This is a genomic window from Streptomyces sp. 15-116A (assembly GCF_025290915.1).
Taxonomy (GTDB): domain Bacteria; phylum Actinomycetota; class Actinomycetes; order Streptomycetales; family Streptomycetaceae; genus Streptomyces.
In genome coordinates this window covers 22,686-41,454 of sequence record NZ_JAOCQE010000028.1, presented here as the reverse complement: position 1 = coordinate 41,454, position 18,769 = coordinate 22,686, and the positions used below count along the sequence as shown (strand labels likewise).

Genomic DNA, 18,769 nt, shown 5'->3' with positions numbered 1-18,769 from the left:
GGGCGGGGCCGCACGTCCTCGACCACCCGCAGCACCTCACCGGCGTCCCCCAGCAGCCGCCGCGCGAGATGCCGCAGCGCCGCCGCCGGTGCCGGATGCGGTGCCGGATCGTCCACCACGCCTCCGGCCCACATCGGCACCTCGATCACCGCGGTCAGGCCGCCGTACCGGTGCGCGTGGTACCAGGTGCTGTGCCGCGCGTCGTCCGGCAGGCTCGGATACGCCGGCCCGGTGCCGGCCGCCGGCATCACATGCACCCCCGGCCCCGACGCCGGCCACCCCGCCGCGTCCGACGCGCTCGTCTCCACCGGGATGTGCAGCTCCGCCGCGGACTTGGCGAACGGCTCCGCCAGCCCCGGCACGTCCCTCGTCAGCTGCACCCAGCTGCCGCCCAGATCGGTGCCGTGCAGCGAGACCTGGAGGTAGGGCCGCAGCTCGTCGATGACCCCGGTCAGCGCGCGCGTCTCGGGCGGCAGCCGGTCCGGCGGCAGCAGCGACGGCGCCCACTCCGGCTGCTCCGGGCCCGCCGGACGGAAGAAGCCCAGGTGGTACTCGTACAGGCTGCGCGGTGTCGGCGCCCGGTGGAGGCTCGCCCCGTCGGGGTCCGCGCACAGCAGGAGATGCCAGGAGATGCCGTCCCGCAGCTCCGGCATCTCCAGGATCCGCCGGGCCAGTACCAGCAGGGTCCCCCCGCCGGCCGGCTCGTTGGCGTGCGCGCCGGCGACCACCAGTACCGCGCGCCGCGCGTGGCCGATGGACAGCAGATGCAGCGGACGCCCGGCGCGGGAGACCCCCACCTGCCGCAGCGCGCACAACTCGGGCCGCTGATCGGCCAGGGCGCGGGCGGAGCTCACCAGTTCGGCCACCGTCGGATACCGCAGCTCCGGCAGCAGACTCACCCCCCGTCCCGACCACGCGACGCCGCTCTGCGCAGTACCCCACGGCCACGAGACGGTGTCAAGGGCGCCCCAACGGTCACCCCGAACACCTCACCGAACCCACGGAAACGGCGGATTTCAGTCGCCGGTCCGCTCCAGCAGCGCCACCGGCAGCGGCGCGAAAAGGTCCGCCACGCGCGCGTGCCCCGTGAACTCCCGGCCCGGGTCCAGGACGTCCGCCCAGCGGCCCGGCGGGAGGGCCAGCCGGGTGTCCCGCCAGCCGCCGGCCTCCGCCAGCCGCAAGGAGAGACGGGTCACGGCCGTGAGGACCCGCCCCGAGCGCACGAAGGCCACACAGTGGGCCGCCGCCGGACCTTCGGCCGGCTGCGGCTCGTACGACGCCGTGTCACCGAAGACCTCCGGTCGCCGGGCACGCAGCCGCAGAGCCGCCCGGGTGACCGCCCGCTTCTCCCCGCTCAGACCACCGCTGTCACCCCCGTCACCACCCAGGACGCCCCCGCCGTCCCCATCCCTTTCCCCGTCACCGTAGTCCACCGCCCTCCGGTTGTCCGGATCCACCAGCGCCCGGTACTCGCGCTCCGTGCCCTGATAGACGTCCGGCACGCCCGGCATCGTCAGATGCACCAGCGCCGTGCCCAGCACGTTCGCGCGGATGTGCGGCTCCAGCGAGGCACGGAACGCCGCCACCCGCTCACCCGGCCGCCCGCACGGCCCCGCCGCCACGAACCGGGCCACCTGCTCCTCGTACGGCGGCTCCTGCTCGGTCCAGCTGGTGTACAGGCCCGCCTCGCGCACATGCTTCAGCAGCGCCCCCTGCACCCGCTCCTCCTCGGCGGGGCCGAGACCGAACACCGTCTGCCAGGCCGCCCACGCCAGCTGCGCGTCCGGCACGCCCTCGCCGCCGCGGGTCACCTCCGTCAGGACGTCCGCCCAGCGCTGCGGGCACTCGGTGAGCACGTGCAGCGCGGCCCGTACATCGGCGCTGCGCTTGGTGTCGTGCGTGGACACCACCGTGCCGGTCGTCGGCCAGTCGCGCTGCACGCGCGCGCAGTACGCGTGGAACGCCTCCGCCGGCAGCGCGGGAGCGCCGGGATTCCCGCCGACCTCGGTCGCCGACAGCAGCGGCACATAGCGGTAGAACGCCGTGTCCTCCACGGACTTGGCCCGCAGCGCCGACGCCGTCTGCGCGAACCGCGTACGGAACTCCACGTGCTGCGGCCCGTCGCCGTACCGCCCGAGCACCAGATCCCGCACGGCGTCCACCGCGCCCGCCTCCTCGGGCACCGCGAACGCGAGCCGGGCCTCGGCGGCGGCCTCCTCGGTGACCACCCCGGCCGCGTCCACGGAGGCGTAGGGCCGGTACACCTCCAGCCGGACCAGCAGCTCCAGCAGGGCCGTGCGCAGCGCCCAGGGCGCGCGGTCGCGCAGCGCCGGCTCCGGCGAGGTCGCGCACAGCCGGCTCGCCACCCGGGTCAGCCGGTCCACCTCGGTGGCCAGCTCATGGGTGAGCACCTTGTACGCGGCCCGCCGCACCGTGGCGTCCCAGTCACCGCCCCGGTCCGTCTGCGGGGCCGCGAACCGCCGGTACTGGCCCAGCAGCTCCCCGAAGCCCGCAGGGTCCAGGAACAGGCCGTCCACGTGCCGCAGGGCGTCGTAGCCGGTGGTGCCCGCGACCGGCCAGGAGGCGGGCAGCGGCTCGCCGTCGGAGAGGATCTTCTCCACCACCGTCCACCGGCCGCCGGTCGCCTCGTGCAGCCGCCGCAGATAGCCGTCCGGGTCGGCGAGCCCGTCCGGGTGGTCGACGCGCAGCCCGTCGATCACGCCCTCGCGCAGCAGCCGCAGGATCGTGGCGTGCGTGGCGTCGAACACCTCCGGGTCCTCCACCCGCACTCCGATCAGCTCGGAGATGCTGAAGAACCGCCGGTAGTTGAGCTCCGTGCGGGCCAGCCGCCACCAGCCCAGGCGGTACCACTGCGCGTCCAGCAGCTCCGGCGGCTCCAGGCCCGCGGTGCCCTCCCGCAGCGGGAACTCGTGGTCGTAGTAGCGCAGCACGTCGCCGTCGGCCTTGATCCGGCCGAGCTCCGCGCCCAGCGGCCCGCCGAGCACGGGCAGCAGCACCCGGCCGTCCTGCGCCTCCCAGTCGATGTCGAACCACCGCGCGTACGGCGAGTCCGGCCCCTCTCGCAGCACCTCCCACAGGGCCCGGTTGTGGCGCGGCGACATCGCCATGTGGTTCGGCACGATGTCGACGATCAGCCCGAGCCCGTGCTCCCGCGCGATGCGCGCCAGCGCCCGCAGCCCCTCCTCCCCGCCCAGCTCCTCCCGCACGCGTGCGTGGTCCACGACGTCGTAGCCGTGCAGCGAACCGGGCACGGCTTCCAGGACGGGCGACAGATGCAGATGGGACACGCCGAGCGAGGCCACGTACGGCACGGCCGCCGCCGCGGCCCCGAAGGGGAAGCCGGGCTGCAGCTGAAGCCGGTACGTGGCCGTCGGCACCGCGGCATCGGGGCGCGCAAGGGTCCGCTCAACAGTCCGCTCAGAGGTCATGCAGACGTACGTACCCGCCCTGCCGCGTTTCCTGTCATCACCCGCCGCACGACTACACCGGCCGCTGGAGCACCGTCATGCTCCGGTCGGTCAGCGTCAGCCGGTCCCCGGCGTGCACCTTGGGCCCGGTGCCCGGCGGGACCCCGTCCGCGCGGGCGGTGTCCACCACCACCTGCCACTGCCGGCCGTGGTCGACCGGCACCACGAAGTCCAGCGGCTTCGGCGAGGCGTTGAACATCAGCAGGAAGGAGTCGTCCGTGATGCGCTCCCCGCGCGGGCCGGGCTCGGAGATCGCGTTGCCGTTGAGGAACACCGTCAGCGCCGACGCCCGCGCGGAGTCCCAGTCCCGCTGGGTCATCTCCGCGCCCTCGGGGGTGAACCAGGCGATGTCCGACAGATCGTCGTGGGTGCCCTCCACCGGCCGGCCGTGGAAGAAGCGGCGCCTGCGGAACACCGGGTGGTCCTTGCGCAGCCACACCATCGCCCGGGTGAACTCGAGCAGCTGCCGCCGGAGGTCCTCGTCGCCCTCCCCGTCCTCCGGCTCGGGCCAGTCGACCCAGGCCAGCTCGTTGTCCTGGCAGTAGGCGTTGTTGTTGCCGCGCTGGGTGCGGGCCAGCTCGTCGCCGTGGCTGATCATGGGCACGCCCTGGGACAGCATCAGCGTGGCGATGAAGTTCCGCATCTGCCGGGTCCGCAGCCGCAGCACGTCCGGGTCGTCGGTCTCCCCCTCCACCCCGCAGTTCCAGGACCGGTTGTGGCTCTCGCCGTCCCGGTTGTCCTCGCCGTTGGCCGCGTTGTGCTTGTCGTTGTACGACACCAGATCGTGCAGCGTGAAGCCGTCGTGGCAGGTCACGAAGTTGATCGAGGCCAGCGGGCGCCGCCCGTCGTCCTGGTAGAGATCCGACGACCCGGTCAGCCGCGAGGCGAACTCCGCGAGCGCCCGCGGCTCGCCCCGCCACAGGTCGCGCACGGTGTCCCGGTACTTGCCGTTCCACTCGGTCCACAGCGGCGGGAAATTGCCCACCTGGTAGCCGCCCTCGCCGACGTCCCACGGTTCGGCGATCAGCTTCACCTGCGAGACGACCGGATCCTGCTGCACCAGGTCGAAGAACGACGACAGCCGGTCCACCTCGTGGAACTGCCGGGCCAGCGTGGCCGCCAGATCGAACCGGAACCCGTCGACATGCATCTCCGTCACCCAGTACCGCAGCGAATCCATGATCATCTGCAGTACGTGCGGCGACCGCATGAGCAGGGAGTTCCCGGTCCCCGTCGTGTCCATGTAATACCGGCGGTCGTCCATCAGCCGGTAGTACGAGGGGTTGTCGATCCCCTTGAAGGACAGCGTGGGCCCCAGATGATTGCCCTCGGCGGTGTGGTTGTAGACGACATCGAGGATCACCTCGATGCCCGCCTCGTGCAGCGCCTTCACCGCCGACTTGAACTCCAGCACCTGCTGCCCGCGGTCGCCCCAGGAGGCGTAGGCGTTGTGCGGGGCGAAGAACCCGATCGTGTTGTAGCCCCAGTAGTTGCTGAGCCCCATGTCCACGAGCCGGTGATCATTGACGAACTGATGGACGGGCATCAGCTCCAGGGCCGTCACCCCCAGCTCGCTCAGGTGCTCGATCACCGCCGGATGCGCCAGCCCCGCGTACGTGCCCCGCAGCTCCTCCGGCAGCGCCGGATGCCGCATGGTCAGCCCCTTGACATGGGCCTCGTAGATCACCGTGTGGTGATACTCCGTACGGGGCCGCCGGTCGTCCCCCCAGTCGAAGTACGGGTTGACCACCACCGACGTCATCGTGTGCGGCGCGGAGTCCAGATCGTTGCGCTTCTCCGGCGCGCCGAAGTGATAGCCGTACACCTCCTCGCCCCACTGGATCGAACCGCTGATCGCACGCGCGTACGGGTCGAGCAGCAGCTTCGCGGAATTGCAGCGCAGTCCGCGGTCGGGTGCGTACGGTCCGTGCACACGGAAGCCGTACCGCTGCCCGGGCATGATCCCGGGCACGTACGCGTGCCGCACGAACGCGTCGCTCTCGCGCAACTCGATCGCCGTCTCGGAGCCGTCGTCGTGCAGCAGACACAGCTCTACTCGGTCCGCGGCCTCCGTGAAGACCGCGAAATTCGTTCCGGCGCCGTCGTACGTGGCACCGAGCGGATACGCCTCGCCAGGCCAGACCTGCATGGATACGACTCTTTCAGGTGTGGGGCGCCGGTGTGGACGCCTTGGCTCCGAGTCTCCCCAAAGTGAGGCGACCACTACCACTGATGCCCCACTGGCGTGTGTGATGCTCGACCGGCCGGCCCGGCGTCCCGCGGCCGCCCACGCACGGGACCCCGGCCCACGGTATGAATCCGCTCACCCGCAAAAGCCCCGCACCCATAGAACATTCCTGCCGAAGAAGGAAGTTGAGAAACCAGCCTGTCCATCGGGCTGCACCCCGTGCCCCATGCGGAGTACTCTCCTTGATCGTCGGGCCGGGGAGGCCCAGGGGAGTGGAAGGCGGTGCGCGGGTGGGCTCGGGAGGGCTGGAGCTGCCCCCTGGTGACGAGGGTCACGAGGGGAACTCCACGGACGTCCCGCCCGGTGCGGTGTCCCTGGCACGGCCGATGGACGCGGGCTCGATCGGGCCGGAACTGGACTGGGGCGCCGACGCCTGGCGCGAGGTACGCACCCGCGCCCAGCGGGCCGGCCGCGCCTACATCTGGCTGAACCTCGTCGAACAACGTCTGCGCGCGGTCGTCGCGGCCGTGCTGCGCCCCATCTACAAGCCCGTCCACGGCGACGACTGGGTGGTCGCCGCCGCCGGCCCCGCCGGCCAGGAGTGGGTGCAGCGTGCGGTCGCCGTCCGCGAGGTCAGCCGCCGCAAGGGCTACCTCCTCGACCCGGCCGACGACAACGTCCTGTCCTTCCTCACGCTCCCGCAGCTGCGCGAGCTGATGGTCCAGCACTGGCCGTGCTTCGAGCCGTACTTCGACGACCGCCGCGACGTCGAACTCGCCCTGGACGAGCTGGAGGTCACCCGCAACGTCGTCTCCCGCAATCGCGCGCTGTCCGAGGCGGTGCTCAACCAGGCCGAACGCGCCTCCGCGCGCCTGCTGGAGATGCTCGGCGCGGGCGGCGACGTCCCCTCGGCCCGCCGGCTGCCCGTGGACGCGGTGGAGGACCTGGTCGGCGACCGGTACGCCGACGTGGTCGCCGTCCATCCCGACCGGGTGCGCCTGCTGCGCCAGTTCCCCGCCGAGGACATCTTCGGCGGCGCCCGCCGCCTGGACGCGCTCGGCATCGGCCTCAACCTGCTGGTGCAGAACTTCTCCGGCCGCCGTCTGGTCCGCCTCGCGGAGTCCGGCTGCCGGGTGCGGCTGCTGTTCCTCAACCCGGCCTCCAGCGCGGTCAAACGCCGGGAGCGCGAACTCGGGCTCAAACGCGGTGAGCTGGGCCGCTCCGTCGAGATGAACATCCTGCACATGCGCCGCGTCCGCTCCCGCCTGCGCGACCCGGGCGCCTTCGAGATCCACGTTTACGACGAGACACCGCGCTGCACGACCTACCTCGTGGACGGCGACGGCGCGGACGGCATCGCCGTCGTGCAGCACTATCTGCGCCGCGCCCGCGGCATGGAGGCCCCGGTGCTGGTGCTGCGCAACGGGAACAAGGTGGTCAAACCGGGCGAGGTCGAGGAAGGCGGGCTCTTCCCCACGTACCGCGAGGAGTTCGAGCAGATGTGGGCGGATTCGCGCCCGGTGTCGTGAACGTGAGCCCTCCCGAGGGCCGGTAAGCGGAAGGCGATCCTCGGATTGTCAGTGGTGCGTGCGAAGGTGGGGACCACTGGGGGAACGCACCACACAGAAGGGGGGCAGCCCATGGGCTGGCACCGGGAGCTGCTGATCGGCTTCGACCTGGAGACGACGGGCACCGACCCGCGCGAGGCGCGGATCGTCACGGGCGCCGTGATCGAGGTCAGGGACGGGGAGCCGACGGGCCGCCGGGAATGGCTGGCCGACCCGGGCGTGCCGATCCCGGCGGACGCGGTCGCGGTGCACGGCATCAGCAACGAGCGCGCGGCGGCCGACGGCAGACCCGCCGACCAGGTGGCCGACGCGATCGCGGACGTCCTGACCACGTACTGGAAGACGGGCGTCCCGGTCGTCGCCTACAACGCCGCCTTCGACCTGACCCTGCTCTCCGCCGAACTGCGCCGCTACGGGCTGCCGTCCCTGCGCGACCGCCTCGGCGGCATCGACCCCGCCCCGGTCATCGACCCGTACACGATCGACCGCTCCGTCGACCGCTACCGCCGCGGCAAACGCAACCTGGAAGCCGTCTGCGCCGAGTACGGCGTCGCCCTCGACTCCGCACACGACGCGACGGCCGACGCCCTCGCCGCCGCACGCCTCGCCTGCGCGATAGCCGTCCGCCACCCGAAGGTCGCATCCCTCGGCCCGGCGGAACTGCACCGCCGCCAGATCGAGTGGTACGCCGAATGGGCGGCGGACTTCCAGAACTTCCTGCGCCGCAAGGGCGACGCCACGGCGACGATCGACGGGGCCTGGCCCCTGCGGGAGCCGGCGGGCGAACGGGTCTGAGGCGCTTGCCGCCCTGCTCAGAACGGATACCAGCGCACCGTCTCGTCACCGTCCCGCAGTGACGCCACCCGGCGCCGGAATTCCGCCAGAGCCTTCGGATTGCTCGGCGCGTGCTGCGCGACCCACGCGCAGCTGGCCGTCTCCCGTGCGCCGCGCAGCACCGAGCAGCCCTCCCACGCCCGTACATCCCAGCCGTAGGTCTCCGTGAAGGACGTGTACGCCTCGTCCGGGAGCCCGTAGCGGTCGTGGGAGAGGGCCATGACCACCAGGTCGTGCTCCCGCAGGTCGGCGGAGAAGGTCTCCAGGTCCACCAGCACCGGCCCGTCCGGCCCCACATGCACATTGCGGGGCAGCGCGTCCCCGTGGACGGGGCCCGGCGGCAGATGGGGCGTCAGCGCCGCCGCGGCCGACGCGAACCCGTCCCGACGCTCGCGCAGATATGCCGCGTCCGCCGGGTCGATCGCGTCACCGGCGAGCCGCAGCCAGCGTTCCACACCGCCCAGCAGATCGCGGGGCGGCAACGTGAAGGGAGGAGCGGGAAGTGCGTGGACGACCCGCAGCAGTCCGGCCAGATCACGCGGCTCGGCGGGCCGCACCGCCTCGGGCAGCCGGTGCCACACGGTCACCGCGTGCCCCTCGACCAGCAGCGCCTCCGGCGCGGCCGCCCGCACCGCCGGCACCCCGGCGTCCGCCAGCCACAGCGCGATGTCCAGCTCGCGGCGCGCCCGGTCCAGCAGTTCGGCGTCGCGGCCCACCCTGACGACCAGGTCACCGGCGGCGAACACCGCGTTCTCGCCCAGGGCGAGCAGCCGCGCGTCCCCGGTCGCGCCGGGCAGCACCCCCGAAGCGGCCAGCACCTCACGCGCCCGTGCCTCGTCCATCCGTCCGTCCTGCCTCTCTGACGTCCCGCCGCCGGGATCCGGCCATCCGTCCGCTCAGTTTCCCATTCGCACAGGTCGGACGGCATGCGCGTGCCCTTGACGACGCGGAAACCCTTCACGACCATGACCTGGCCCACCCCGAGCCGCGCAAAGGGGCTGATTCCGTGACATCGGTGACCGAGGTGAGGAGACCGGCGGGCAAGGAGCCCGGCCGGGGGCGGCGGGGGCGGCGGGGGCGGCAGTCGTGGCGGCCGGGGCGCGCCTTGGACCACAGCCCCTGGTTCCTGGTGCTGCCCGCGCTGCTGCCGATCCTCGTCCTCAGTGTCGGACCGCTGCTGTACGGGATCCTGCTGGCGTTCACCGACGCCCAGTCCGGCCGCACCGAGCCCACCCAGTGGATCGGCACCCTCAACTTCCAGGACCTGCTGCACGACACGCTGTTCTGGGAGTCGTTCCGGATCGGCCTCGTGTGGGCGGTCGGGGTGACCGTGCCGCAGTTCCTGCTCGCGCTCGGCCTCGCCCTGCTGCTCCATCAGGACCTGAGACTGCGCTGGCTGGCCCGCGCCCTCGCGATCGTCCCGTGGGCGATGCCCGAGGTCGTCGTCGGCATCATGTGGCGGCTGGTCTACAACCCGGACGCGGGCATCCTCAACGAGACCCTGCGCGACGTCGGACTCGGCGACGGCCGGGACTGGCTCAGCGGCCTCGCCACCGCCCTGCCCGCGGTGATCGTCGTCGGCGTATGGGCCGGGATGCCGCAGACGACGGTCGCGCTGCTCGCCGGACTGCAGAACACCCCGCGCGAACTGCACGAGGCGGCCGCCGTGGACGGCGCCGGCGCCTGGCGCCGCTTCCGCACGGTCACCTGGCCCGCGATCCGCCCCATCGCCCTCGCCATCACGGCACTCAACCTGATCTGGAACTTCAACTCCTTCGCCCTGGTCTATGTGCTCACCAACGGCGGCCCCGGCGGACGCACCCGGCTGCCCATGCTCTTCGCCTACGAAGAGGCCTTCCGCTACGGACAGTTCGGATACGCGGCGGCGATGGGCTGCGTCATGGTCGCCGCCGTCTCGATCATGCTGCCCGTCTTCCTCGTGGGCCGGCTGGGGGGAGGGGACGCGTCATGAGGACCAGCCGGACCGCCCGCGCCGGTCAGTACGCGGCGCTGCTCGCCTATCTCGTCTTCCTCGCCTTCCCGTTCCTCTGGCTGATCTCCACCGCGTTCAAACCCCCGCGCGAGCTGGCCAGTCTGCATCCCACCTGGATCCCGCAGGACCCCACGCTCGCCAACTTCCGCCAGGCATTCGACGAGCAGCCGCTGCTGCGCGCCGCGCTCAACTCCCTGCTCGCGGCGTCCTCGGCGGCGCTGATCGCGGTCGTGATCGCCACGCCCATGGCGTATGTCATGGCCCGCCACCGCACCGCCCTCGCCCGGGCCGCGACCGGCTGGGTGGTGGTCAGCCAGGCGTTCCCGTTCGTACTGCTGATCATCCCGCTGTTCCTGGTACTGAAGAACCTGCGGATGATCAACTCCGTGCCGGGGCTGGTGCTGGTGTACGTGGTGTGGGCGCTGCCGTTCGCGCTGTGGATGCTCACCGGGTATGTGCGGGCCGTACCGGCCGAGCTGGAGGAGGCGGCGGCGGTCGACGGGGCGGGGCGGCTGCGGACCCTGGTGTCGGTGACGGCGCCGCTGCTGGCGCCGGGGATCGTGGCGACGGCCCTGTTCGCGTTCATCACCGCGTGGAACGAGTTCTTCTTCGCGCTGGTGCTGCTGAAGACCGCGGAGAGACAGACCCTGCCGGTCGTCCTCACCCACTTCATCGGCGCCGAGGGAGTCGCCGACCTCGGCCCGCTGGCGGCGGCGGCCTTCCTCGCGACCTTGCCGTCACTGGTCGTCTTCGCGCTCATCCAGCGCCGGATCACGGGCGGCATGCTCGCCGGGGCGGTGAAGAGCTGATGCGGATCAGACTGCTCGTGGCGGCGCTCGCCGTCGTCCTGCTGCTCGCGGGCTGCTCGTCCGGCGGCACCCGCGACGACGGCCGGATCACCCTGCGCTTCCAGTCCCTGGCCTGGCAGGAGGAGTCCGTCGAGGCGAACAAGGAGCTGGTGGCGGAGTGGAACGCCCGCCATCCCGACGTCCAGGTGGAGTACGTCCAGGGGAGCTGGGACAGCGTCCACGACCAGCTGCTCACCTCCTTCGAGGGCGGCGAGGCCCCCGACATCATCCATGACGCCTCCGACGACCTCGCCGACTTCGCCTACGGCGGCTACCTCGCCGACCTCACCGGGCTGCTGCCCGCCCGCCTCAAGTCCGACATCCCCGAGCGCAGTTGGCAGACCACCACCTTCGGCGACGGCATCTACGGCGTGCCCTTCCTGCAGGAACCTCGCGTGCTGATCGCCAACACCACCTGGCTGAAGAAGTCCGGCGTGCGCATCCCGACGCCCGAACGGCCGTGGAGCTGGGCCGAGTTCCGGGCGGTGACCAAGGAACTCGGCTCCGGTGAAGGCACGTACGGCATCGCCTGGCCGCTGAAGGAGCCGGTGTCCGCGACACTCAACCTCTCGCTGTCGGCCGGTGGCGAGCTCTTTCACCGGGACCCAGACGGCAAAGTCACCGTGCGCTTCGGCGAGGGCGACGAGATCGTCCCGCGCACCATCCACGACCAGGTGAACACCGACCACAGCGCCTCGCCGACCACCCTCGGCAGCGGCGGCTCCGACACCCTGCCCGGATTCTTCGGCGGCCGGTACGCGATGGTGCCGCTCGGCTTCTCCTACCGCCAGCAGATCGTCCAGCAGGCGCCCGAGGGCTTCGACTGGACGGTGCTGCCCGCCCCCGCCGGGCCCGAGGGACTCGCCCAAGGCGTCAGCCCGCAGACCCTCTCCATCGCCGAGGACTGCCCGCACAAGAAGGAGGCCGCCGCCTTCCTCGACTTCCTGCTCCAGCCGCGCAACATGGTCCGCCTCGCCCTCGGCGACTGGATGCTGCCCACCGGCACCGAGGCCCTCGCCGACCCCGCCCTGCGCACCGCCGAACACGGTTGGGCCACCGGCACCGCCCTCGCCGCCCATCTGCGCCCGGCGCCCGCACAGACCGTGCGCGGCTACCCCGAGTGGAAGGACAAGGTGGCCACCCCGGCACTCCAGGAGTACTACAGCGGCGCCATCGGCCTCGACGAGCTGCGCCACCGCATCGAGGAGGACGGCAATCTCGTACTCGCCCGCTATCAGCGCTGACCACCGCACACGGGGGGTCGGGCCCGCCGAAACCCGTCGCGCGCCGAAAACCTTTTGCGCACCGCCACGGCCCGCACCTAACGTCCCCTCCGTGGCAGCGTTCAACGCGATCTTCAACTCCGGTCTCGGCCGGGGCTGCACGCACTCCGTCCGGATGCGTCGTGGCCCCGGAGCCCTGACCGGCCCGGGGAGCCCCGCCGCCCGCTGATCCGGCGCGGCGGCCGTCTCACGCCTCCCTCCGTTCTTCATTCCTCTGTCTTCCGGTCAGGGCCTTCGGCTGCCCTTCTCCACTCCCACGGAAGACAAGGACCGCAGGCCATGGCCCGCCCCACCGCGACCTCGCGCGCGCTCTCGCAGAACTTCCTCGACCGCGCCGGCGCCCGCCGGCTCGCCCACCTCGCCGTCCCGGACGGCCGCACCGTCCCCCTGCTGCTCGAAGTCGGCGCGGGCAAGGGCGCGTTGACCGACGCGCTCGCCGCCCGCTGCCGTGAGCTGCACGCGTACGAGATCGACCCGCGCCTCGTACCCGTGCTGCGCGAGCGCTTCTCCGGCGCACCCCACGTCCGTGTCATCGGCGCGGACTTCCTCGCCGCCCGCCCCCCGCGCACCCCGTTCTCCGTCGCCGGGAACGTGCCGTTCTCGCGCACCGCGGCCGTCGTGGACTGGTGTCTGCGCGCGCCCGCGCTCACCGACGCCACGCTCCTCACCCAGCTCGAGTACGCCCGCAAACGCACCGGCGACTACGGCACCTGGACGCTGCTCACCGTGCGCACCTGGCCCCGCTACGAGTGGCGGTTTCTCGGGCGGATCGGCCGGCGCAGCTTCCGGCCGGTGCCGAGGGTCGACGCCGGGATCGTGCGCATCGAGTGCCGCCGCACTCCGCTGCTCGACGCGGGCGCCTACCGCGACTGGCGGCACCTGGTCGAGCTGGGCTTCTCGGGAGTCGGCGGCTCGCTGCACGCCTCCCTGCGCCGTGCCCATCCGAGGCGGCGGGTGGACGCGGCGTTCCGGGCCGCGCGGCTCGACCCCGGCGTGCTCGTCGGCGAGGTGGCACCAGGGAGCTGGCTGCGCCTGCACGAGGTGCTGGCGGCATGACCGGTCCACACTTGCACGAGACGTCTCGTCTCGCGTACGGTCGTCGCATGACCAGCCCCGCTCACATCGCCATGTTCTCCATCGCCGCGCACGGTCACGTGAACCCCAGCCTGGAGGTGATCCGCGAACTCGTCGCGCGCGGCCACCGGGTGACGTACGCGATCCCGCCGGCCTTCGCGGAGAAGGTCGCCGAGACCGGCGCCGAACCCAAGCCGTGGAACTCCACGCTGCCCGGCCCCGACGCCGACCCGGAAGCCTGGGGGAGCACCCTGCTGGACAACGTCGAGCCGTTCCTGGACGACGCGATCCAGGCGCTGCCCCAGCTCATCGAGGCGTACGAGGGCGACGAACCCGACCTCGTGCTGCACGACACCGCCTCCTATCCGGGCCGGGTCCTCGCCCACCGCTGGGGTGTCAAGGCGATCTCGCTCTCCCCGCACATGGTCGCCTGGGACGGCTACGAGCAGGAGGTCGCCGAACCCATGTGGGCCGAGCCGAAGAGGACCGAGCGCGGCAAGGCCTACTACGCCCGCTTCCAGAGCTGGCTGGACGAGAACGGTATCGACCAGGATCCCGACTCCTTCGGCGGCCGACCCGACCGCTCGCTCGTCCTCATCCCCAAGGCGCTGCAGTGGAACGCCGACCGGGTCGACGAGAGCCGCTACACCTTCGTCGGCGCCTGTCAGGGTGACCGCTCGGCCGAGGGCGACTGGCGGCGACCGGCCGGCGCGGACAAGGTCCTCCTCGTCTCCCTCGGCTCCGCCTTCACCAAGCAGCCCGGCTTTTACCGCGAGTGCGTCAAGGCCTTCGGCGACCTGCCCGGCTGGCACATGGTGCTCCAGATCGGCAGGCACGTCGACCCGGCCGAGCTGGGCGAGATCCCCGCCAACGTGGAAGTGAGGTACTGGGTACCGCAGTTGGCCATCCTGAAGCATGCCGACGGCTTCATCACGCACGCGGGTGCCGGCGGCAGCCAGGAAGGGCTCGCGACGGCCACACCGATGGTCGCCGTACCGCAGGCCGCCGACCAGTTCGGCAACGCGGACGTACTCCAGTCCCTCGGCGTCGCCCGCCACCTCCCCACAGAGGAGGCGACCGCCGAGGCCCTGCGCGCAGCCGTCCTCGCACTCGTCGACGACCCGGAGGTCGCCCGGCGCCTGAAGGACATCCAGGCCGGCATGGTCAAGGAGGGCGGTACGCGGCGGGCGGCCGACCTCATCGAGGCGGAGCTCCCCCGGAAGTGAACGGGGAGGGCCCGTCGACTCCCCTGTAGTCGACGGGCCCCGCTTCACGGGCAGGCAGGCTCAGGCCGGAACCCGCTCACCCTCGTCGTCCCGGGCCGCGCCCCGCGTCACGGCCTCCGGCGCCTCGTCGTGCGTCAGGTCCGGCAGCCGGTTCAGCCACTTCGGCAGATACCAGTTGCGCTCGCCCAGCAGCGCCATCACCGCCGGGAGCAGCACGCCCCGGATGATCGTCGCGTCGATGAGCACCGCGGCCGCGAGGCCCACGCCCATCTGCTTCATGGACTGCATGGACAGCGTGCCGAAGATCGCGAACACGGCGACCATGATGACCGCGGCGCTGGTGACGACCCCGGCCGTGGTGACCACGCCGTGCTGGATCGCGTCCTTCGTCGTACGGCCCCGCAGCCGAGCCTCGCGGATCCGCGAGACCACGAACACGTGGTAATCCATCGACAGGCCGAACAGGATCACGAACAGGAACAGCGGCAGCCAGCTGATGATGGCGCCGACGCCCTCCGCGCCTACCAGGGACGCACCCCAGCCGTGCTGGAAGACGGCGACGAGGATGCCGTAGGCCGCGCCCACCGACAGCAGATTCAGCACGATCGACGTGACGGCGATCGTCAGCGAGCGGAAGGACAGCAGCATCAGCCCGAAGGCGAAGACCACGACGAACGCGAAGACCGGGACCACCGCTCCGCCCAGCTGGTCGTTGAAGTCCTTCGAACCGGCGACCTGTCCGGTGATCGGCGCCTCGACGCCGTCGACCTTGCCGAGCGTGGCGGGGCGCACCTCGTCGCGCAGCTTGTCCAGGCTCGCGCCCGCCTTGTCGAGGTCGGAGCCGCCGACCAGCGGGACGTAGACGAAGGCCACGTTCTGCTCGTCGTGCAGCTTGATGTCGACCGGGCCGCGCGAGGCGCCGGAACTGATGGCGCGCTCACGGAAGTCGGCGAGCGCGGACTTCACCTCGGGAGCGTTGATGTCGTCGGCCTTGACGACGACCTCGGCGGGCTCGGAACCGCCCGGGAAGGCCTCGTTGAGCCGGTTGTACGTCTGCACGATGGGCAGCGAGTCGCCGAACTCCTGGTCCAGCGTGAGCTGCTGGGTCTTCATGCCGAGTGCGGGAGCCGCGATGGCGAGCAGCGCACCGGCCGCGACGACGACCGAGACGACGGGCTTGGCGAGCACGCCCTTCAGTACGGCCGTCCAGAACCGGCTCTCGCGGTTGCCGCGCCCCCGGTTGCGACGGAGCTTGCTCTCCGGGTGCAGGAAGGGGATCTTGCCCTTCTCGACCCGCTCGCCCAGCAGCGACAGCAGCGCCGGCAGCACTGTCACCGACCCGACCATGGCGACCGCCACGACCATCAGCGAGGCGAGGCCCATCGCCTCGAACTCGGCGAGACCGGTGAACAGCATGCCCGCCATCGCCACGCACACCGTGACGCCGGACACGATGATCGCGCGGCCACTGGTGGCGGCGGCGACCCTCAGGGCGGTCTGCGCGTCCCGGCCGGCCTCGCGCTCCTCGCGCTCACGGCGCAGGTAGAAGAGGCAGTAGTCGACGCCGACGGCCAGGCCGACCAGCAGCATCACGGAGTTGGCGGTGTCGCTCATCGGCTGCAGATGGCTGACGATGCCCATCAGCCCCATCGTCGCCATGATCGCGGTGAGGGCGAGGATCACCGGCAGCACCGCAGCCACAAGCGCGCCGAACGCGATCAGCAGGATGCCGAACGCCACCGGCACCGCCGAGAACTCGGCCTTCTTGAAGTCGTCGCCGAACGCGTCGTCGAACGTCTTCATCATGGAGGCGCCGCCGATCTCCTCGATCCGCAGCGACTCGTGGTCCTTCTGGACCTCCTCCACGGCGTTCAGCACCGGCTCGACCCGCTCGCCCGCGGTGTCCGAGTCGCCGCGCATGTCGAACTGGACCAGCGCGCTGCGCCCGTCCTTCGAGATGGTGTCGCTCTCGTACGGCGAGGTGACGTCCGTGACCTCGCCGGTCTTCTCCACGGCCGTGACGACCGCGGTGACGGCGGCCCGGAACTCGGCGTCCGTGGCCTTCACCCCGTCGCCCTTGGCCTGGATCAGTACGGTCTCACTGGCCGGCTCCTCGATCCCGGCGTCCTCGATGATGCGGGCCGCGGTGTGCGTCTCGCCGCCCAGCTGATCGCTGTCCTTGACGTCGACCCGGCCGGCTGCCGATCCGAGTCCCATCGCCAGCACCACGAACAGCACCCAGATCCCCACGGCCGCCCATCGGTGCCGGGCGCTCCAGCCGCCGGCCCGGGCGGCGAAGCCCCGTACCCGCGAATCTCCGTTCCCCATGACGGGCTCGCTCCCTCGTGTGCGGCAGCGACCCCTGCCGCCACCTTCGACTTTTCGAAGGTATGGGCCGGATCAGGCCATCTCGTCGTGCTGCCCGGTGAAGCCGGAAGGCCCGCCCTCATCCGCTCGGCCCCCGTCTTCTCCCCACTGGGGAGGACATTGGCCCCTTACATCTAAAGGGGGCCCTCGCGGAGGTTGATCAAGGTTTGTCTTTTCGCAATGTTGTTGAATAAGTCACAGGTGTGTGGAGAGACGCGTGTACCGGTTGCTCGCGCCGCGTCGTTCCGCCAGAGTTTCGCGCACGTCCGCTCATCGCGGACGGCGGCCGTCGTGCCCGCCCCCACGGGGCACGACGGCCGCCTTAGGGTGGGCGCATGGCGACGACATACGCGGCCCTGCTGCGCGGGATCAACGTGGGCGGCAGCAGAAAAGTCCCGATGGCCGACCTGCGCACCCTGATGACCGGCCTCGGCTACGACGGCGTCCGCACCTACCTCCAGAGCGGCCAGGCGGTGTTCACCTCCGCCCACGGCGACGAGGAGTCGCTGGCGGCGGAGCTCGCCTCGGCGATCGAGAAGCACTTCGGTTTCACCGTGGACGTGATCGTGCGCGACCACGCGTATCTGAAGGCGGTCGCCGACAACTGCCCTTACCCGGCGCAGGAGTTGGAGGCCAAGCAGCTCCACGTCACCTACTTCTCCGCCCCGGTGGACGCCGGCCGCTTCGCGGAGATCGACCAGGCCGCCTTCCTCCCGGAGGAGTTCCGCCTCGGTGACCGCGTGCTCTACCTCTACGCGCCGAACGGCCTCGGCCGCTCCAAGCTCGCCGAAATGCTGTCGCGCCCGCGCTTCAACAAGGGTTTGATGGCCACCACGCGGAACTGGAACACCGTGATCAAACTTGTGGAGATGACCCGTGAGTGAGGCATCGGACTCCGTGCAGGCGGCGATCGAGGGCGAACTGCGCCTGCTCCAGCCGGAGGTCCGGTCGTCGCCGGAGCTGCTCGACGAGCTGCTGCACCCCGAGTTCCGGGAGTTCGGCGCCTCGGGTCGGTACTGGGACCGGACGTCGATCATCGAGGCGCTGCTCGAGGGCGAGGACCCGGGGCCCCGGCCCGTCGTCGTCTCGGGGATGGACGGCGTGGAACTCGCGCCCGGAGTCGTCCACCTCACCTTCGACACGGAGCTCGACGGCCGCCGCGTCCACCGCAGTTCCATCTGGCGCCGGACCAAGGACGGCTGGCAGATGTACTTCCACCAAGGAACCCTGTTCGGGGGATGACGGCCATGGGGACGTTCCAGGAAGCGGTCACCGCGTGGGCGGCGGGCGGATCCGGTGAGCCCGCGCGCGAACTCGCCAGGGAGCTGTCCCTGCAGACGGTCGTCCTGCTCGAAGGGCGCAGCGATGTCGCCGCGGTCAACGCGCTCGCGGAGCGCCGAGGCCGGGATCTCGCGGCGGAGGGCGTCTCGGTCCTGTCGATCGACGGGGCGATGAGCGTCGCGCGCTACGCCTCACTCCTCGGCGCACCCGGCCTGGGTCTCCGCGTGACGGGCCTGTGCGACGTGGCGGAACGCCCCTACTACGTCCGCGGTTTCGAACGCGCCGGTGCGGCCCAGCAGGACATCTTCGTCTGCGCGGCCGACCTGGAGGACGAGCTGATCCGCGCGCTGGGCGTGACCCGGGTGGCGGAACTGGTCCGGGAACAGGGTGAGTTCCGTCCCCTGCGAACCTTCCTGCGGCAGCCGGCCCAGCAGGGCCGCGCCCCCCAGCAGCAGTACCGGCGCTTCTTCGGCACGAAGAAGGGCCGCAAGATCCACTACGGCCGCGTCCTCGTCGAGGCCCTCGACCCCGACCGCGTACCGGCGCCCCTCGACGGCCTGCTCGCCCGCCTGTGACCGACGATTGGCCCAGCGACAGCGCGCGGAAGTGGACCAGGCCG

The 18,769-nt window shown here is 71.6% G+C and carries 15 protein-coding genes; 10 read left to right on the top strand and 5 right to left on the bottom strand.

Annotated features, from left to right (window positions below; translation table 11 throughout):
• The 3 genes from N4P33_RS08190 to glgX form a co-directional block, all read right to left on the bottom strand.
• Positions 1 to 899, bottom strand: an 899-nt coding sequence (locus N4P33_RS08190; protein WP_260825651.1) for a M14 family zinc carboxypeptidase, incomplete at its 3' end; no start/stop codon positions are given.
• 117 nt (positions 900 to 1,016) lie between these two features.
• The gene (gene treY / locus N4P33_RS08185) at positions 1,017 to 3,449 is read right to left on the bottom strand and encodes a malto-oligosyltrehalose synthase (protein ID WP_260825650.1); all 2,433 of its coding nucleotides are present in this window, start codon (positions 3,447 to 3,449) and stop codon (positions 1,017 to 1,019) included.
• A gap of 52 nt (positions 3,450 to 3,501) precedes the next feature.
• Positions 3,502 to 5,637, bottom strand: a complete 2,136-nt coding sequence (glgX, locus tag N4P33_RS08180; protein ID WP_260825649.1) for a glycogen debranching protein GlgX — start codon at positions 5,635 to 5,637, stop codon at positions 3,502 to 3,504.
• Between the two features lie 329 nt (positions 5,638 to 5,966).
• Between glgX and N4P33_RS08175 the strand changes: the two genes are divergently transcribed.
• The gene (locus N4P33_RS08175; protein WP_260825648.1) at positions 5,967 to 7,205 is read left to right on the top strand and encodes an SAV2148 family HEPN domain-containing protein; all 1,239 of its coding nucleotides are present in this window, start codon (positions 5,967 to 5,969) and stop codon (positions 7,203 to 7,205) included.
• 111 nt (positions 7,206 to 7,316) lie between these two features.
• Positions 7,317 to 8,039: a 3'-5' exonuclease gene (locus N4P33_RS08170; RefSeq protein ID WP_260825647.1), complete on the top strand. Its 723-nt coding sequence runs from the start codon at positions 7,317 to 7,319 to the stop codon at positions 8,037 to 8,039.
• A gap of 17 nt (positions 8,040 to 8,056) precedes the next feature.
• Here N4P33_RS08170 and N4P33_RS08165 read toward each other — a convergent pair whose 3' ends face one another.
• Complete coding sequence (locus N4P33_RS08165; protein WP_260825646.1) at positions 8,057 to 8,920, bottom strand: phosphotransferase enzyme family protein; 864 nt, start codon at positions 8,918 to 8,920, stop codon at positions 8,057 to 8,059.
• Between the two features lie 164 nt (positions 8,921 to 9,084).
• Here N4P33_RS08165 and N4P33_RS08160 point away from each other — a divergent pair, with 164 nt between their 5' ends.
• The 5 genes from N4P33_RS08160 to N4P33_RS08140 all read left to right on the top strand — a co-directional run bounded on the left by N4P33_RS08160 (position 9,085) and on the right by N4P33_RS08140 (position 14,502).
• The gene (locus tag N4P33_RS08160; RefSeq protein ID WP_260825645.1) at positions 9,085 to 10,050 is read left to right on the top strand and encodes a carbohydrate ABC transporter permease; all 966 of its coding nucleotides are present in this window, start codon (positions 9,085 to 9,087) and stop codon (positions 10,048 to 10,050) included.
• Positions 10,047 to 10,880, top strand: coding sequence for a carbohydrate ABC transporter permease (locus tag N4P33_RS08155; protein ID WP_260825644.1), 834 nt, complete (start codon positions 10,047 to 10,049; stop codon positions 10,878 to 10,880). The genes N4P33_RS08160 and N4P33_RS08155 overlap by 4 nt, the downstream gene beginning before the upstream one ends.
• Positions 10,880 to 12,163: an ABC transporter substrate-binding protein gene (locus N4P33_RS08150; protein ID WP_260825643.1), complete on the top strand. Its 1,284-nt coding sequence runs from the start codon at positions 10,880 to 10,882 to the stop codon at positions 12,161 to 12,163. The genes N4P33_RS08155 and N4P33_RS08150 overlap by 1 nt, the downstream gene beginning before the upstream one ends.
• A gap of 318 nt (positions 12,164 to 12,481) precedes the next feature.
• The gene (gene erm, locus N4P33_RS08145; RefSeq protein ID WP_260825642.1) at positions 12,482 to 13,258 is read left to right on the top strand and encodes an ErmE/ErmH/ErmO/ErmR family 23S rRNA (adenine(2058)-N(6))-methyltransferase; all 777 of its coding nucleotides are present in this window, start codon (positions 12,482 to 12,484) and stop codon (positions 13,256 to 13,258) included.
• Positions 13,255 to 14,502 carry a glycosyltransferase gene (locus N4P33_RS08140; protein ID WP_260825641.1) on the top strand — a complete coding sequence of 416 codons (1,248 nt, stop codon included), beginning with the start codon at positions 13,255 to 13,257 and terminating at the stop codon, positions 14,500 to 14,502. Before erm ends, N4P33_RS08140 begins: the two co-directional genes overlap by 4 nt.
• Before the next feature lie 60 nt (positions 14,503 to 14,562).
• Here N4P33_RS08140 and N4P33_RS08135 read toward each other — a convergent pair whose 3' ends face one another.
• Positions 14,563 to 16,830, bottom strand: coding sequence for an MMPL family transporter (locus N4P33_RS08135; protein WP_260825640.1), 2,268 nt, complete (start codon positions 16,828 to 16,830; stop codon positions 14,563 to 14,565).
• 374 nt (positions 16,831 to 17,204) lie between these two features.
• On the opposite strand from N4P33_RS08135, the gene N4P33_RS08130 reads away from it, so the two are divergent.
• The 3 genes from N4P33_RS08130 to N4P33_RS08120 are packed head-to-tail and all read left to right on the top strand — an operon-like array spanning position 17,205 to position 18,725.
• Positions 17,205 to 17,753, top strand: coding sequence for a DUF1697 domain-containing protein (locus tag N4P33_RS08130; protein WP_260825639.1), 549 nt, complete (start codon positions 17,205 to 17,207; stop codon positions 17,751 to 17,753).
• Entirely contained in the window at positions 17,746 to 18,111 is a 366-nt protein-coding gene (locus N4P33_RS08125; RefSeq protein WP_260825638.1) for a nuclear transport factor 2 family protein, read from the top strand. Before N4P33_RS08130 ends, N4P33_RS08125 begins: the two co-directional genes overlap by 8 nt.
• On the top strand, positions 18,108 to 18,725 hold the full coding sequence (locus N4P33_RS08120) for a TOPRIM nucleotidyl transferase/hydrolase domain-containing protein (protein WP_260825637.1): 618 nt from the start codon (positions 18,108 to 18,110) through the stop codon (positions 18,723 to 18,725). The genes N4P33_RS08125 and N4P33_RS08120 overlap by 4 nt, the downstream gene beginning before the upstream one ends.
• The last annotated feature ends 44 nt before the right edge of the window (positions 18,726 to 18,769 follow it).

Coding starts and splice junctions, on each gene's coding strand:
- treY (WP_260825650.1), bottom strand. CDS start 3,449: ATGACCTCTGAGCGGACTGTTGAGCGGACCCTTGCGCGCCCCGATGCC.
- glgX (WP_260825649.1), bottom strand. CDS start 5,637: ATGCAGGTCTGGCCTGGCGAGGCGTATCCGCTCGGTGCCACGTACGAC.
- N4P33_RS08170 (WP_260825647.1), top strand. CDS start 7,317: ATGGGCTGGCACCGGGAGCTGCTGATCGGCTTCGACCTGGAGACGACG.
- N4P33_RS08165 (WP_260825646.1), bottom strand. CDS start 8,920: ATGGACGAGGCACGGGCGCGTGAGGTGCTGGCCGCTTCGGGGGTGCTG.
- N4P33_RS08155 (WP_260825644.1), top strand. CDS start 10,047: ATGAGGACCAGCCGGACCGCCCGCGCCGGTCAGTACGCGGCGCTGCTC.
- N4P33_RS08150 (WP_260825643.1), top strand. CDS start 10,880: ATGCGGATCAGACTGCTCGTGGCGGCGCTCGCCGTCGTCCTGCTGCTC.
- erm (WP_260825642.1), top strand. CDS start 12,482: ATGGCCCGCCCCACCGCGACCTCGCGCGCGCTCTCGCAGAACTTCCTC.
- N4P33_RS08140 (WP_260825641.1), top strand. CDS start 13,255: ATGACCGGTCCACACTTGCACGAGACGTCTCGTCTCGCGTACGGTCGT.
- N4P33_RS08135 (WP_260825640.1), bottom strand. CDS start 16,830: ATGGGGAACGGAGATTCGCGGGTACGGGGCTTCGCCGCCCGGGCCGGC.
- N4P33_RS08130 (WP_260825639.1), top strand. CDS start 17,205: ATGGCGACGACATACGCGGCCCTGCTGCGCGGGATCAACGTGGGCGGC.
- N4P33_RS08120 (WP_260825637.1), top strand. CDS start 18,108: ATGACGGCCATGGGGACGTTCCAGGAAGCGGTCACCGCGTGGGCGGCG.